At 72.4% G+C, this 15580-nt stretch carries 14 protein-coding genes; 8 read left to right on the top strand and 6 right to left on the bottom strand.

Annotation, left to right across the window (positions count from 1 at the left end):
* The first annotated feature begins 92 nt into the window (after positions 1-92).
* Together Afe05nite_RS12975 and mgrA are read left to right on the top strand one after the other, a co-directional pair.
* Positions 93-938: an aldo/keto reductase gene (locus tag Afe05nite_RS12975; RefSeq protein WP_203817305.1), complete on the top strand. Its 846-nt coding sequence runs from the start codon at positions 93-95 to the stop codon at positions 936-938.
* Positions 939-969: 31 nt separating this feature from the next.
* On the top strand, positions 970-1977 hold the full coding sequence (gene mgrA, locus Afe05nite_RS12970; RefSeq protein WP_203817304.1) for an L-glyceraldehyde 3-phosphate reductase: 1008 nt from the start codon (positions 970-972) through the stop codon (positions 1975-1977).
* Positions 1978-2080: 103 nt separating this feature from the next.
* Here mgrA and Afe05nite_RS12965 read toward each other — a convergent pair whose 3' ends face one another.
* From Afe05nite_RS12965 to Afe05nite_RS12950, 4 genes are all read right to left on the bottom strand, one after another.
* Positions 2081-2314 (bottom strand): hypothetical protein, encoded by a 234-nt coding sequence (locus Afe05nite_RS12965; RefSeq protein ID WP_203817303.1) that lies wholly within the window; start codon positions 2312-2314, stop codon positions 2081-2083.
* A gap of 91 nt (positions 2315-2405) precedes the next feature.
* Positions 2406-6032 carry a methionine synthase gene (gene metH, locus Afe05nite_RS12960; RefSeq protein ID WP_203817302.1) on the bottom strand — a complete coding sequence of 1209 codons (3627 nt, stop codon included), beginning with the start codon at positions 6030-6032 and terminating at the stop codon, positions 2406-2408.
* 118 nt (positions 6033-6150) lie between these two features.
* Positions 6151-7839 (bottom strand): bifunctional 3'-5' exonuclease/DNA polymerase, encoded by a 1689-nt coding sequence (locus Afe05nite_RS12955; RefSeq protein ID WP_203817301.1) that lies wholly within the window; start codon positions 7837-7839, stop codon positions 6151-6153.
* Positions 7840-7875: 36 nt separating this feature from the next.
* Positions 7876-8241, bottom strand: a complete 366-nt coding sequence (locus Afe05nite_RS12950; protein ID WP_203817300.1) for a DoxX family protein — start codon at positions 8239-8241, stop codon at positions 7876-7878.
* A 94-nt stretch (positions 8242-8335) separates the two neighbouring features.
* On the opposite strand from Afe05nite_RS12950, the gene Afe05nite_RS12945 reads away from it, so the two are divergent.
* Positions 8336-8719, top strand: a complete 384-nt coding sequence (locus tag Afe05nite_RS12945; protein WP_203817299.1) for a winged helix-turn-helix transcriptional regulator — start codon at positions 8336-8338, stop codon at positions 8717-8719.
* A 14-nt stretch (positions 8720-8733) separates the two neighbouring features.
* On the opposite strand, the gene Afe05nite_RS12940 is transcribed toward Afe05nite_RS12945, so the two are convergent.
* Both Afe05nite_RS12940 and Afe05nite_RS12935 read right to left on the bottom strand, forming a co-directional pair.
* Positions 8734-9561, bottom strand: coding sequence for a metal-dependent hydrolase (locus Afe05nite_RS12940; RefSeq protein WP_203817328.1), 828 nt, complete (start codon positions 9559-9561; stop codon positions 8734-8736).
* Between the two features lie 60 nt (positions 9562-9621).
* On the bottom strand, positions 9622-10083 hold the full coding sequence (locus Afe05nite_RS12935) for a DUF1707 SHOCT-like domain-containing protein (protein WP_239117779.1): 462 nt from the start codon (positions 10081-10083) through the stop codon (positions 9622-9624).
* A 218-nt stretch (positions 10084-10301) separates the two neighbouring features.
* Between Afe05nite_RS12935 and Afe05nite_RS12930 the strand changes: the two genes are divergently transcribed.
* The 5 genes from Afe05nite_RS12930 to Afe05nite_RS12910 form a co-directional block, all read left to right on the top strand.
* Positions 10302-11513, top strand: coding sequence for a sensor histidine kinase (locus Afe05nite_RS12930; RefSeq protein WP_203817298.1), 1212 nt, complete (start codon positions 10302-10304; stop codon positions 11511-11513).
* Positions 11510-12184, top strand: a complete 675-nt coding sequence (locus Afe05nite_RS12925; RefSeq protein ID WP_203817297.1) for a response regulator — start codon at positions 11510-11512, stop codon at positions 12182-12184. The genes Afe05nite_RS12930 and Afe05nite_RS12925 overlap by 4 nt, the downstream gene beginning before the upstream one ends.
* A 93-nt stretch (positions 12185-12277) precedes the next feature.
* A complete protein-coding gene (locus tag Afe05nite_RS12920; protein WP_203817296.1) occupies positions 12278-12634 on the top strand; it encodes a YciI family protein in 357 nt (118 codons plus the stop codon).
* Entirely contained in the window at positions 12631-13932 is a 1302-nt protein-coding gene (locus tag Afe05nite_RS12915; protein WP_203817326.1) for an RNA polymerase sigma factor, read from the top strand. Before Afe05nite_RS12920 ends, Afe05nite_RS12915 begins: the two co-directional genes overlap by 4 nt.
* Positions 13933-14012: 80 nt before the next feature.
* Positions 14013-15580 (top strand): Hsp70 family protein (locus Afe05nite_RS12910; RefSeq protein WP_203817295.1); only part of this gene is annotated, 1568 nt, incomplete at its 3' end.

The following is a 15580-nucleotide window of genomic DNA, read 5'->3' as shown; positions in this document are numbered from 1 at the left end:
TCGCCGGCCCGACCCGGCGGGGCCGCCGCTTGAACGGGCCGGCTGCGGGTACCACGATGGGGTTCGTATCCATCTGTGAGAGGACCCCCCCAATGCAGAGCCGCCAGATCGGCGATGTCCAGGTCAGCGCGATCGGCCTCGGCGGAATGCCGATGTCGATCGAGGGCCGGCCGGACGAGGAACGCTCGATCAGCACGATTCATGCCGCTCTCGACGCGGGCGTCACGCTTGTCGACACCGCCGACGCCTACCACCTGCACGCCGACGAGGTCGGTCACAACGAGTCGCTGATCGCCCGCGCGCTCGCCTCCTACGGCGGCGACACCAGCGACGTCCTCGTCGCCACCAAGGGCGGCCACCTGCGGCCCGGTGACGGCAGCTGGACCCAGGACGGCTCGCCCGAGCACCTCCGGCACGCCTGTGACGAGTCGCTCAAGCGCCTCGGCGTCGACGCGATCGGCCTCTACCAGTTCCACCGGCCCGACCCCGCCGTGCCCTACGCCGAGTCGGTCGGCGCGATCCGCGACCTGCTCGACGCCGGCAAGATCCGGATGGCCGGCATCTCCAACGCCGACCCGGCCCAGATCGTCGAGGCGCGCGACATCCTCGGCGGCCGGCTCGTCTCGGTGCAGAACCAGTTCTCCCCCGAGTTCCTGTCGTCGGCGGCCGAACTGGAGCTGTGCGACCAGCTCGGGATCGCGTTCCTGCCCTGGTCGCCGCTGGGCGGCATCAGCAGGGCCGGCGGGCTCGGCGGCGGCTTCGCCGAGGTCGCCGAACGGTACGGGGTGAGCCCGCAGCGGGTCTGCCTGGCCTGGCACCTGGCCAAGTCGCCGGTGGTGATCCCGATCCCGGGGGCCAGTCGGCCCGCCTCGATCCAGGACTCCGCGGCCGCCTCCGAACTTGAGTTGACCGCCTCTGACCTCGCACTACTTCCCTAAGGCCTGGCACTTCTTCCCTAAGGTTCGGTACATGTCCCGGTACGACAAGATGACCTACCGGCGGGTCGGGCGCAGTGGTCTGCGGCTGCCCGCCGTCTCGCTCGGCCTCTGGCACAACTTCGGGGACGACAAGCCGTTCGAGACCCAGCGCGACATCCTGCGCCGCGCCTTCGACCTCGGCATCACCCATTTCGACCTGGCCAACAACTACGGCCCGCCCTACGGCAGCGCCGAGACCAACTTCGGGCGGCACCTGGCCCAGGACTTCCGGCCGCACCGCGACGAGCTGGTCATCTCGACCAAGGCCGGCTACGACATGTGGCCCGGCCCGTACGGTGACTGGGGTTCCCGGAAGTACCTGACCGCGTCGCTGGACCAGTCGCTGAAGCGGATGGGCCTCGACTACGTCGACATCTTCTACTCGCACCGCTTCGACCCGGAGACTCCCCTCGAGGAGACGATGGGGGCGCTCGACGCGGCCGTCCGCGCGGGCAAGGCGCTGTACGTCGGCATCTCGTCGTATTCGCCGCAGAAGACCGCCGAGGCGGCCGCGATCCTGCGGGACCTCGGCACGCCGCTGCTGATCCACCAGCCGTCCTACTCGATGCTGAACCGGTGGATCGAGGGCGATCTGCTCGACACCCTGGCCGAGGCCGGCGCCGGATGCATCGCCTTCTCGCCGCTGGCCCAGGGCATGCTGACCGACCGCTACCTCGACGGGGTGCCCGACGACTCCCGGGCGAGCCAGGACAAGTCGCTGTCGACCGAGCTGCTCAGCGCCGACAACCTGGACAAGATCCGGGCGCTGAACGAGATCGCCGCGCGGCGCGGCCAGTCCCTCGCCCAGATGGCGATCGCCTGGGTGCTGCGCGACGAGCGGATGACCTCGACGGTCCTCGGCGCCAGCTCGGTGCGCCAGCTGGAGAACAACGTGGCCGCCCTCGACAACGCGTCGTTCAGCGACGACGAGCTGGCCGAGATCGACAAGTACGCCACCGAGTCCGGCATCAACCTGTGGGCCCGGTCCAGCGACAACTGAACGGGTGGGGCCTGCCCGCGCCGGTCACGTGGGGCCTTTCCGCGACCGGCCGGGCAGGCCCCGGCTGGAACCGGCCGGCCGCGAATCGCGACCGGCCGTCATTTCACCAGAACCGGCGACGGCGGTAGTGCCCGTGGTGCCGGTAGTGCCCGTGATGGCGGTAGTGGCCGTGGTGGCGGTAGTGGCCGTGGTGGCGGTAGTGCCCGTGGTGTCCCGGCTGCGGGTGGTGGCCGTACCCGTACTGCGGGGGATGACCGTGGCCGGCGCCGTGCTTGTGCGCCATCCGGTTGACCTTCGACGCGACCATGGAGAGCAGGAAACGCTTGATGCCGCTCATCGTGTGCCGTCCTCCGTGAAGCTTGGCACTTCACCGTAGCGACCCGAGTCGAGCACACGCTGTGACGGAGCTGAGCGGTTCCTGAGTTCCGTCAGTCGATGTCGTACGCCAGGTTGGGGCGCAGCCAGCGCTCGACCTCGTCGACGCTCATCCCGCGCCGCTTCGCGTAGTCGACGATCTGGTCCTTGCCGAGACGCCCGACGGTGAAGTAGCGAGCGTCGGGGTGCGCGAAGATCAGGCCGCTGACGGCGGCGGCCGGGGTCATCGCGAACGACTCGGTGAGGGCCACGCCGATCTCGTCGGTGCCGAGCAGCTCGAAGAGGTCCTTCTTCTCGCTGTGGTCGGGGCTGGCCGGGTAACCCAGGGCCGGCCGGATGCCGCGGAACCGCTCCGCGTGCAGGTCCGCCAGCACCGGCTGGGCGTCCGGCTCGAACCACTCCCGCCGCACCTTGAGGTGCAGGAACTCGGCGAACGCCTCGGCCAGCCGGTCGGCCAGGGCCTTCACCATGATGGCCCGGTAGTCGTCGTGGTCGGCCTCGTACCCGCGGGCCAGCTCGTCGGCGCCGTGGATGGCCACCGCGAAACCGGCGAGGTGGTCACCGGCCGGCGCGATGTAGTCGGCGAGACTGCGGTTGGCCCGGCCGGCCGGCTTCTCGGTCTGCTGGCGCAGCATCGGGAACGTCACGCCGTTGTCGAGCACGATGTCGTCGCCGTCGGCGTGCGCGCCCCAGAACCCGTACACCCCGCGGGCCCGGAACGATCCGTCCGCGATGATCTTGTCGAGCAGGGTGTTGGCGTCGTCCCACAGCTCGCGGGCCTCCGGCCGGTCGAGGATCTGCGGGAACTTGCCCTTGAGCTCCCAGGCCAGGAACAGGAACGTCCAGTCGACCATCTCGCGCAGCTCGGCGATGGTCGGCTCGACCACGCGTACACCCGTGAAGGCCGGCGTGGGCAGCTCGCTGAAGTCGACCGACTCGCGGTTGGCGCGGGCCTTTTCCAGCGGCAGCAGCGGCTGGGCGTGCCGGTTGGCGTGCTGCTCGCGCAGCCGCTCCTGGTCGGCCCGGTTGTCGATGTCGAGCTTCTCGGCCCGCTCGGGGTCGAGCAGGTCGGAGACCACGCCGACGACCCGGGACGCGTCGAGCACGTGCACCGTGGCCGCGTCGTACGCGGGCGCGATGCGCACCGCGGTGTGCTGCCTCGACGTGGTCGCGCCGCCGATCAGCAGCGGCAGCTTGAGACCGCGCCGCTGCATCTCGGCGCCGACCGAGACCATCTCGTCGAGCGACGGGGTGATCAGCCCGGACAGGCCGATGACGTCGGCGCCCTCGGCCACCGCCGTGTCGAGGATCCGGGCGGCCGGCACCATCACGCCGAGGTCGATCACCTCGTAGTTGTTGCAGCCCAGGACCACGCCGACGATGTTCTTGCCGATGTCGTGGACGTCGCCCTTGACCGTGGCCAGCACGACCTTGCCCTGCCCGCGGGTCGTCTCGGCGCGGCCCTCGGCGATCGCGCGCTGCTTCTCCTCCTCCATGAACGGCTCGAGGTAGGCCACCGAGCGCTTCATCACGCGGGCGCTCTTGACGACCTGCGGGAGGAACATCTTGCCCGAGCCGAACAGGTCGCCGACGACCTTCATGCCGTCCATCAGCGGACCCTCGATCACGTCGAGCGGCCGGGCCAGCTCCCGGCGGGCCTCCTCGGTGTCGTCCTCGATGTAGTCGACGATGCCGTGCACCAGCGCGTGGCTGAGCCGCTCCCGCACCGGCGCCTCCCGCCAGGACAGGTCGACCTCGCGCTGCTTGCCCTTGCCGGTGACCGTCGACGCGAACGTGACCAGGCGATCGGTGGCGTCGGGCCGGCGGTCGAACAGGACGTCCTCGACGAGCTCGAGCAGGTCGGCCGGGATGTCCTGGTAGACGGCGAGCTGGCCGGCGTTGACGATGCCCATGTCCAGGCCCGCTTGCACGGCGTAGAAGAGGAACGCCGAGTGCATGGCCTCGCGGACCACGTCGTTGCCGCGGAACGAGAACGACAGGTTGGAGATGCCGCCGCTGGTGCGCGCGCCCGGGCAGCGCTGCTTGATCAGCGGCAGGGCCTCGAGGAACGCCTTGGCGTAGCCGTTGTGCTCACTGATGCCGGTCGCCACCGCGAGCACATTGGGGTCGAAGATGATGTCGTCGGGGGCGAAGCCGGCCTTGCCGACGAGCAGGTCGTAGGCGCGGCCGCAGATGTCGACCTTGCGGTCGCGGGTGTCGGCCTGGCCCTGCTCGTCGAAGGCCATGACGACGACGCCGGCGCCGAACGTCCGGATCCGGCGGGCCTGCTCCAGGAAGGCCTCCTCGCCCTCCTTGAGACTTATCGAGTTGACCACACCCTTGCCCTGCACGCATTTGAGGCCGGCCTCGAGCACCGTCCACTTCGAGCTGTCGATCATCACCGGGATGCGGGCGACCTCGGGCTCGGTGGCGATCAGGTTGAGGAACTTGGTCATCGCCTGCTCGCTGTCGAGCAGGTCGGCGTCCATGTTGACGTCGAGCAGGTTGGCCCCGCCGCGCACCTGGTCGAGGGCCACGGCGACGGCGCCCTGGTAGTCGTCGGCCTCGATCAGCCGGCGGAACCGGGCTGAGCCGGTGACGTTGGTGCGCTCGCCGATCATGACGAAACCGGTGTCCGGGCCGATCGCGAACGGCTCCAGCCCGGAGAACCGGGTGGTGGCGGCGGGCGGGTCGATCGCGCGCGGCTGGAACCCGGCGACCGCCTCGGCGATCCGGGCGATGTGCGCGGGGGAGGTGCCGCAGCAGCCGCCGACGATGTTGACCAGGCCGTCCTCGGCGAAGCCCTGGATCAGCGCGGCGGTCTGGGCCGGGGTCTCGTCGTAACCGCCGAACGCGTTGGGCAGGCCCGCGTTGGGGTGCGCCGCCACATAGACGTCGGCGAGGCGGGCCAGCTCGGCCACGTGCGGGCGGGCCTCGGTCGCGCCGAGTGCGCAGTTCACCCCGACGACCAGGGGACGGGCGCGCTCGATGGAGCGCCAGAACGCCTCGACCGTCTGCCCGGACAGGGTGCGGCCGGACAGGTCGACGATCGTCACCGAGATCCACAGCGGGAGCTCCGGCGCGACCTCCTGGGCCGCCGCGATCGCCGCCTTGGCGTTGAGCGTGTCGAAGATCGTCTCGATCAGCAGCAGGTCGACGCCGCCCTCGGCGAGCGCCGCGATCTGCTCCGCGTAGGCCGCCTTGACCTGGTCGAACGTGACCGCCCGGTAGGACGGGTCGTCGACCTGCGGGGACAGCGACAGGGTCACGTTGAGCGGGCCGACCGAACCGGCCACGAACCGGGTGCCACCGGCCTCGTCGGCGGCCTGCCGGGCCAGCCGGGCGCCCTGCACGTTCATCTCGTGCACCAGCGACTCGAGGCCGTAGTCGGCCTGGGCGATGCTGGTCGCGGTGAAGGTGTTGGTGGTGGTGATGTCGGCGCCGGCCGCGAGATATTGCCGGTGGACGTCGAGGATCACGTCGGGGCGGGTGAGGATCAGCAGGTCGGGGTCGCCCGTGACGTCCTGCGGGTGATCCGGCGCGATCAGGTCGCCGCGGTAGTCCTCGGGTCTGAGCTCGGCGCCCTGCAGCATGGTGCCCCAGGCGCCGTCGAGCACCAGGACCCGCTCCCGTGCCGACAGGATCCGCTTGAGCTCGGCGAGACGCGCGCTTCTCTGCATACCGACCACCTCCGTGGTTACAACGGAGGCGCCCTTGGTCGGAATTCACCGAGCGAGCGTGGCGGGTGTCACCCCGTTGCAGCGCCTCTCGCTTGGACACACAAAGCTACTCCATTCGTCACTTGCCGTCGGCGTATACACCAACTACTGAGACGTCGAGGGGGAAACGAACAGCGGTGTCGCCGAACAGCAGCCGCCCGGCGGTTTCCGCGCCCTCGTGCACGGCCGTGACCACCGTTTCGGCCTCCTCGGCCGGGCAGTGCACCACCACCTCGTCGTGCACGAAGAACACCATCTCGGCCCGCATCCCGACCAGCGCGGTGCGCACCGTGGCCAGCAGGACCAGGGCCCACTCGGCCGCGGTGGCCTGCACCACGAAGTTGCGGGTGAACCGGCCGCGGGCCCGGCCGGACGCGCCGCCCTGCGGTGTCTCGGCCGACCCGGCCTGTTCCGGCGGGTCGAGACCGCCACCACCGGCGGACTCAGCGCGCCACGCCGCCGCGGCGGGCGGGCAGGTGCGGCCGAGCCAGGACCGGACCAGCCCGCCGGCCTCCCCGGTGCGGGCCGCGGCCTCGACGTATTCGAACGCCTTCGGGTAGTGCCGGCGCAGGACCGCCAGGGCCGGGACGGCATTGCCGCCGGTCTGCCCGTACATCGCGCCGATCAGGGCGACCTTGGCCTTGGCCCGGTCCCCGGCGAACGAGTCGGCGGCCAGCGCGGCGTAGAGGTCACCGGCCGCGCCCGCGGCGGCGAACCGCTCGTCGCCGGAGACCGCGGCCAGCACGCGCGGCTCGAGCTGACCGGCGTCGGCCACCACGAAGCACCAGCCCGGGTCGGCCACCACCGCCCGCCGGATCACCTTGGGCACCTGCAGCGCGCCGCCGCCCCGCGCCCCCCAGCGGCCGGAGACCACCCCGCCGGGGACGTATTCCGGCCGGAACCGCCCGTCGCGCACCCAGGCCTCGAGCCACGTCCAGCCGTGCGCCACCCAGATGCGGTAGAGCTCCTTGTATTCGAGCAGCGGCTCGACCGCCGGATGGGCGACCTGTTTCAGCACCCAGGCCCGGGTGTTCGGCACGTCGACGCCGGCCCGGGCGAACGCCCGCACCACCTCGGCCGGGGAGTCGGGATGCAGGCCGTGGGTGCCGAACGCCTCGTTGATCTCGGCGGTCAGCTCGGCCAGCCGGCGCGGCGGCCCGACCGGTTGCGGCGCGCCGAGCAGCTCCCGCAGCAACTTGTCGTGGATGTCCGCCCGCCACGGCAGCCCCACGTGCCCCATCTCGGCCCCGACCAGGGAACCGGCCGACTCGGCGGCGACCAGCAGCCGGAACCGTCCCGGCCGGTCGAGCGCGGCGATGCGGGTGAGCTGATCCGCGTACACCTCCCGGACGGCCTCGAGCACGTCGAAGCCGGCAGTGGCCCGCGGTGCGCTCATCGTCTCGAAGAGGGCGCCCTGGGCGAAGCCGGGCGGCTCGGCCGCCAGCCGGGCGGTGTCGGGCGGAACCGGCAGGCCGTGCAACCGCGCCCGCGCCGCCGCCAGCGCCCGCGGCGCGCCCCAGCGGCCGGCATGGCCCAGCAGCAGGGCCTCGGTGAGCTCGAGGTCATGGCAGCGGTCGACCCGCACCCCGGCCCGCAGCAGCACCGGGTAGAGGTCGATCGTCGCCGGCCAGACCCAGCGGGGCCGGTCGGCGGCGGCCCGCTCGGCGATCGCCGCCGGCAGGTCGCCTACGTGCCGGGGCGGGCCGAGGGGGGACCCGTCGGCCCGCAGATCCTGAAGACGCCCGTCGGGCGCCACCGCTACCAGCACGCGTTCATTGTGCGGCGGGGGTACGACAGGTTCGGCTCACAACCGGGCCGCGGCGAGCCAGGCGGCCACGGCGGCGAGGACGAGCAGGGCGATGTTCAGCCCGATCAGGTTCTTCTCGCCCCGGCGCAGGTGCACGATCATGCCGCCGACCTGGATGAGGACCAAGCCGATCGCGGCGGCCACGGCGAGGCCGGGGGCGATGCCGGTCAGCGGCGGCAGGACCAGCCCGAGCGCGCCGAGGATCTCCAGCACCCCGATCAGCCGGACCACCGGCATCGGGATCTCGTCGACCCAGCCCATCATCGGGCGCAGCTTCTCCTGGCTGCGGAGCACCTTCTGCGCGCCGGCATAGAGGTAGAAGAGGGCGAGGAGCCCAGCGACGATCCAGAACGCGATTTCCATGCCAGCCCCTTGGTTACTATCGGGAAGTGACCACATCATGCGGCACTAAGGACTGCCTTACAAAAGGCACATCCGTGTGCCTGAGGGGGTTCCGATGAATTTTCCGCACGCCTGCATGATCAAGGGCGACGGCGGCCGGACGCTACGCCGGATCCTCGACCAGATCTGCAACAAGTGGACGCTGCTGGTGGTGGCCACCCTCGACGCGGGCCGGCTGCGCTTCACCGACCTGCACCGGCAGATCCCCGGCATCTCCCAGCGCATGCTCACCCTCACCCTGCGCAACCTGGAACGCGACGGCCTCGTCTCCCGCACCGTGCACGCCGAGGTGCCACCCCGGGTCGAGTACGAGCTCACCCCGGCCGGCCGGAGCCTGCTGCAACCGGCGCTCGCCCTGGCCGGCTGGGCGATCGAGCACGTGCCGCAGATCGAGGCCAGCCGCGAGGCGTACTCGGAGCAGCGTGGCCGCGGCCACTGAGACCACCCGCCCGGTCACGGTGCGTTGTCGGCCCAGGCGTCCAGCTCGAAGCGATGCAGCAGGCCCGGGGCGAACATCGCGGCGATCGACATCAGCGCGATGGCGGTGAACGCGGTGCGCAGCACGAGCGTCTCGACCCGGCCGCCGACCCGCACCGCCACGCCGTCCGGCACCCCCACCATCCGCCACATGCGCCGGCCGGTCGGTATCGGCCACAGGATCGGCACGCCGGCCGAGGTGATCATGTCGCCCAGCAGGTGCACCACGCAGCCGACACCGACGGCGAACCCGAGCATCGGATAGCCCCGGTCGCCGGGCAGCGCGGCCGCCGTCAGCCAGGCGATCACCGCCGCGCAGATCGTCACGATCAGCCAGCCGGCCCGCTCGGCCCACTTGTCGAACAGGCCGCGCAGCGCGAGACCGGCCATGAAGAAGATGATGCCCACGACGGCCCACTTGCCGTAATGCGTGCACAGCGTCGTCGTGCCCCAGCCGACCAGGGCCGCGAACGGCAGCGTGTGGGTGAAGGTGCGGTGGCCGTTGTTGCGCCGCGGATCCCGGCTGAGCCGGGTCGCGGTGTAGACGCCGAGCGAGATCTTCTCGATCACCTCGGCCACGAACAGGGAGAACACCCCGAACGTGCGGGCCACCGTGGCGCCGCCCTGGTTGCGGGTGACCTTGCCGGAGAGGTCCAGGTCGGGCAGCAGCGCACCGCCCGCGCAGACCGTCGCGCCCACCGCGATCGCGAGCGGCGACTGACCGTACCCCGCGAAATGGTCGAGTGCCCAACTGCCGGCCAGCCACGCGGCCGCCCCCGAAAGGGCGTGCGACGGTCCCATCATGTTGTGTTGTTCCTCCCCGTTGATCACTTTCGCAGAACGGGGAGGGTCAATCAACGACCGCTAGTCCATCGTGGCGGGTGCGTTCCACGGCGCGACCCGGTGGGCGTAGCCGTAGTGCGGCTCGTAGTGGCTCCACCGCGCGTGCCGCACCAGGCCCATGACCAGGAACACCAGCGGGATGGCCGGCCAGAAGAAGTGCGCTCCGGAGAGCGTCCACAGGCCGGTCAGGAGGCCCGCCGCCAGCAGCACGAAGCTGGTGTGGCGGAGCAGGCTCCGGCGTGTCGCGAGCCGCGCCCGCGGCCCGCGGGCCTCGGTCAGGGCGCGCCCCCCGGCGTCGGGGAGATCCCGCGTCAGCGGCCCCAGCTCGTCGCGATGTCTGGCGGCGTACGCGGCGGCCAGCCGTTCCTCGCCCTCGGCCAGGGTCAGGCGGCCCTCGGTCATGGCGGCGCGCAGGATCTCGGCGATCTTCTCGCGCTCGGCGTCGCTGGTGCGCATGCGGGTCGGGACCTCGTTCGGGTTCACGGTTTCCTCCTCGGGGAAGTCGTGACTCCAGAGTCGGCCTTCCACCGCTGCGCGGCGTCGGCCCACGGTCGCATCTTGGCGGCGGCTTCGCGATGCTCGGGACCTTGCGCGTACGCCGGGGGAGGCATCCACCACCGCGGTCGTACGACCCGGGTCGTACCCACCCCTCGGACCGTGGTCCGATGTCGCCGCCCGGCCGTTGCCGTAGTTTCGGCCGCATGGAAGACGTGAAGCCCTGGGGGCCGCCGTGGCGCGAGGATCGCCGCAGCGGCCGGTTCCAGCGGCGTGGCCTGGCGCATCCCGGCGTGGCCGTCGTCGCGGGTTTCATCCAGGTGATGGGCGGCGACGACGTCGCCTGGCGGCCGATGACCCCGGCGCTCTACGCCATGCTGCTGGCCGGCCCGGTGGCGCTGGTGTTCCGCAAGCGCGCCCCGGTCACCGTCCTCGTGATCGCGGCCGCCGCGTCCATCGCCTTCGGCACCAACGCCGCGCCGCGCTGGACCTTCGCGGTCGCGCCCGCGATCGCGCTGTTCAACCTGGCCCGGATGGGCCGGCCGAGGGCCGCCGCGGTGGTGGCCGGCCTGGCCTTCGCCGCCTATTTCGGCGCCTGCTGGGGCCTCGGCGACACCATCACCCTTCCCGCCGTGGGGCGTCCCGGCTGGCGCGAGGGCGTGCTGCTGGCCATCGCCATCGCCATGATCATCTTTCTCGGCGGGGCCGCCAAGGTCCGCTCCGAGCACCTGGCCGACATGATGAAGGTGCGCGCCGAGCGGGCCCGGGCGAAAGAGGAGCAGGAACTGCGCCAGGCGTCGGAGGAGCGGCTGCGCATGGCCCGTGAGCTGCACGACGTGCTCGGCCATCACCTCTCGCTGATCAACGTGCAGGCCGGGGTGGGTCTGCACCTGATGGAGAAGCAGCCGGAGCAGGCCCGCGAGGCGCTCACCGCGATCAAGTCGGCCTCCGCCGAGGCGCTGCGCGAGGTGCGGACGGTCCTCGACGTGATGCGGGCGAAGGACGAGCCCGCGCCGCGCCGGCCCGCGCTCGGCCTGAGCCGGCTCGAGGAGCTGACCGCCGACGCCGGCCTGCCGATCACCACCGAGGTCACCGGCGCCGAGCGGCCGCTGCCGCCGGAGGTCGACCGCGCCGCCTACCGCATCGTCCAGGAGGCGCTGACCAACGTGCGCAAGCACGCTGGTGCGGGCGCGACCGCGTCGATCTGCGTCGACTACCTCCCGACCGCCCTGCACCTGGCCATCCGCAACGACGGGCCGGCGGCCGAGACCGACGCCTCCGCCGGCGAGGGCACCGGGATCGCCGGGATGCGCGAGCGCGCCCAGATCCTCGGTGGCAGCGTGGAGGCCGGGCCGGTCGACGGCGGCTTCCTGGTCTCGGTTCTTCTGCCCACCCCCGACGACGGGAGCCCCGCGTGATCACCGTTCTGCTGGCTGACGACCAGGCCCTGGTGCGGGCCGGGTTCCGGGCGCTGCTCAACGCCGAATCCGACATCAAGGTGGTGGCCGAGGCCGCCGACGGTCTCGAGGCGGTCCGGCAGGCCCAGCAGACCCACCCCGACGTGGTGCTGATGGACATCCGGATGCCCGGCGTCGACGGCCTCGAGGCGACCAAGCGCATCGCCGCCGATCCGGCGCTGGCCGAGACCCGGGTGGTCATCCTGACCACGTTCGAGCTCGACGAGTACGTGTTCGAGGCGCTGCGCGGCGGCGCCTCCGGCTTCCTGGTCAAGGACACCGAACCGGTCGACCTGCTGCGCGGCATCCGGGCGGTCGCGGCCGGTGATGCCCTGCTGTCGCCGAGCGTCACCCGCCGGGTGATCGGCGAGTTCGCCACCAGGCAGGCCCAGGCCCGGCCGGCCACCCCGCCGGCGCTGCTCGACGCGCTCACCGACCGCGAGCGCGAGGTGCTGGTGCTGGTGGCCGAGGGACTGTCCAACGACGAGATCGCCGCCCGCCTGGTGATCAGCCCCGCCACCGCCAAGACGCACGTGAGCCGCAGCATGATCAAACTGGCCGCCCGCGACCGTGCCCAGCTGGTGGTCCTCGCCTACGAGGCGGGCCTGATCCGCCCCGGCTGGCTCGCCTAGAAAAATAATCCGCGGTGCTGTCGAAAACGGCGGGAGCGCGGCGTCATCACTTCACCGGTGCCGCCTTCCGCGGCGCCCAGGAGGGAGATTCCGATGCACTACGCGCTTCTGATCTACGGCGACGAGAAGGCCTGGGAGACCCGCGACGAGGCCGAGTTGAAGGCGAACGACGAGCGGCACGCCCGCTTCATGGCGATGCTGCGCGAGCGTGGGGCCATGCTGCCCGGCGGTCAGGAACTCGCCAGGGCACACACCGCCACCACGGTGCGCAACACCGGCGACACGGTGGGCACGACCGACGGGCCGTACGCGGAGACCGCCGAACAGCTGGGCGGCTTCTACCTGATCGAGGCCCCTGACCTCGACGCCGCGCTGGAGATCGCGAGGCAACTGCCCGAGGCGATCGTCGAGGTGCGTCCCGTGGTCATCCACCCGGAGACCGGCAACTGACCCCGGACCAGGCCGTCGAGCAGGCGTACCGCGACGAGTGGTCACGCCTGCTCGCCCTGCTCGTGACCCGGCTGCGCCGTTTCGACGTGGCCGAGGACAGCTTGCAGGACGCGTTCGTGGCGGCCGCGCGCGTGTGGCCCGCGCGGGGCGTCCCGCAACGCCCGGCGGCATGGCTGTGGACGACCGCCTACCGGCGCGCGCTCGACCACCTGCGCCAGGAGCAGACCGCCGCCCGCCGCCTGCCGCTGCTGATCGCCGACCCGCCCGCGGCTGCTTTCGCGGCCCTGCCCGCAGAGGCCTTCGCCGACTCGCCCGGGGAGGCTTGCGCAGGCCCGCCCGCGGCGGCTCTCCTGGTTCCGCCCGGTGCGGCGGAGCTCGGCGGGGAGGACGGTGATGTGCCCGACGAGCGGCTGCGCCTGCTGTTCGCGTGCTGCCACCCCGCGCTGCGCGCCGACGCGCGGGCCGCCCTCATGCTGCGCTTCGTGGCCGGCCTGACCACTGCCGAGATCGCCCGGCTCTTCCTGGTCAGCGAGCCGACGATGGCCGCCCGGCTGACCCGCGCCAAGGCGAAGATGGCGGTGGCCGGCATCCCGCTGCGTGCCCCCACGGCGGCCGACCTGCCGGCCCGGCTCGACGTGGTCCTCAAGGTCATCTACTTGATCTTCACCGAGGGCTACCGGGCCACGGCCGGCCCCGACCTGCTCCGCCCGCGCCTGGCCGACGAGGCGATCCGGCTCGGCTACCTGGTCGGCGAGCTGCTGCCGGGTGAGTCCCGTACCCTCGCTCTGCTTGCCCTGATGCTGTTCCAACACGCCCGGCGCGACGCCCGGGTGGCGCCGGACGGGGCCCTGATCCTGTTGCCCGACCAGGACCGTTCGCGCTGGCACCACGACGAGATCGCCCGCGGTGCGAGCCTGCTCGGGTTGCTGGAGGCCACCCCGATGCCCGGCGAATATCACCTGCAGGCGCTGATCGCCGCCGAGCACGCCGGACCCGCACCGACCGACTGGCCCCGCATCGCCCATCTCTACGCCGAACTGGAACGCCGCCTGCCGTCCCCGATGATCCGCCTCAACCGGGCGGTGGCGATCGCCGAGGCCGGCTCCCCGGAGGCCGCTCTGTCCCTGCTGGACGGTCTCACCGTCCGCGACAGTCACCTGCTCCCGGCGGTCCGGGCGGAGCTGCTCACCCGACTCGACCGGCCCGCGGAAGCCGCCGTGGCGTTCGACGAGGCCCTGGCCCTGGTCCGCACCGACCCGGAACGGGAGCATCTGCGGCGCCGCCGCGACGCACTCTAACGGGCGGATCGGTCCCCGCCGGGTGTCGGCTTTCGTGCGGAGAGTATCGCCGGCGCGCGGCCGCTCCTAGCATTCGGGAGATGGTGGAGTACGGCCTCGGGGTCGATCTCGGTACCACTTACACCGCCGCCGCCATCAACGTGGGCGGCGACGTCGAGACCGTGCGGCTCGGTGGTCGCGAACCGGAGATACCGTCGGTGGTCTTCCTGCGCCCCGACGGCGAGGTGCTCGTCGGCGACGCCGCCCGACGTCGCGGCGAGAGCGAACCGACCCGGCTGGCCCGCGAGTTCAAACGGCGCCTCGGCGACCCGGTGCCGATCCTGCTGGGCGGCACCCCCATGTCGGCCCACGCGCTCACCGCCCGGCTGCTGAAACACGTCACCGCCGCGGTCGCGGCCACCCAGGGCGGCCCGCCGAGCCGGATCGTGCTCACCCACCCCGCCAACTGGGGACCGTACAAACGCGAGCTGCTCACCCAGGCCGCCCAACTGGCCGACCTGCCCCCGACGACCCTGCGCACCGAACCGGAAGCGGCCGCGGTGCGCTACGCGAGCACCGCGCGGGTCGCCCCGGGCGAAACCATCGCGGTGTACGACCTGGGCGGCGGCACCTTCGACGCCGCGGTGCTCCGCAAGACGACCGACGGCTTCGAGGTGCTCGGCGAGCCCCAGGGCGTGGAGCAGCTCGGCGGCATCGACTTCGACGAGGCGATCCTCGAATACGTCCGCGGCCGGCTGAGCGACCGCCTGGCCGGCATGGACCTGGCCGACCCGTCGGTGACCGAGGCCCTGACCCGCCTGCGCCGCGAATGCGTGGCGGCGAAGGAGAACCTGTCCTTCGACCCGGACACCGAGATCGGCGTGGCCCTGCCCCGCCTGCACACCCGCATCCGCCTCCACCGCTCCGAGTTCGAGGCGCTGATCGCCCCGGCCCTGGAGGACACCGTCGCCGCCGTCCACCGCGCCCTGCGCGCGGCCTCGGTCACCCCCGCCGACCTGCGCTGCATCCTGCTGGCCGGCGGCTCCTCCCGAATCCCGCTGGTCGGCGCCGTGGTCGCGGAGTCCTTCGGCCGCCCGGTCGCCTCCGACGAACAGCCCGAACTCGGCATCGCCCTGGGCGCCGCCCGCCTGAGCGGCCCGGCCGGCCGGCTGCGCGAGCCCGCCGCATCCCCTCTCACCCCGACCGCGACACCCCCACCGCTCGCCGCCCGCCATCCCCCCCACCAGCCGGCCGCCGGTACCCCCGGGGTCGGACTCGGCGTCGCGGGTCCGGCCGCCCTTGGTCCGGCCGCCCTTGGTCCGGCCGCCCTTGGTCCGGCCGGTCTTGGTCCGGCCGGGGTCGGTCCGGCCGGGGTCGGGTCGGGTGCCGGCGGGTCGGGTGCGGTCGGGTCGGGCGCTCTCGGGTTGGGCGCGGCGGGTGGCGGTCCGGCGCGGGCTGATGGGGCCGGGCCGGGCCCTGCGGATGGGCTTTCGGCGTCGGGGTCCGCCGCTCACGGCGGGGCGTCGGCGCGGTTCTCGGGGGCGGCCCGAGTGCCGGGGGCCGGTAGCGGGGATCCGGGCGGTGCATTTCCGCAGCAGCGTGCGGGAACGCCGGAGGAAGGCTTCGCTGCGGGGCGCGTAGTGGTCGGCCCCGCGCCCGTCTCCGGTGC

It is taken from the genome of Paractinoplanes ferrugineus, from assembly GCF_016862195.1.
In the GTDB taxonomy this organism is placed as follows: Bacteria; Actinomycetota; Actinomycetes; order Mycobacteriales; family Micromonosporaceae; genus Actinoplanes; species Actinoplanes ferrugineus.
This window is presented reverse-complemented; position numbering and strand designations above follow the sequence as displayed.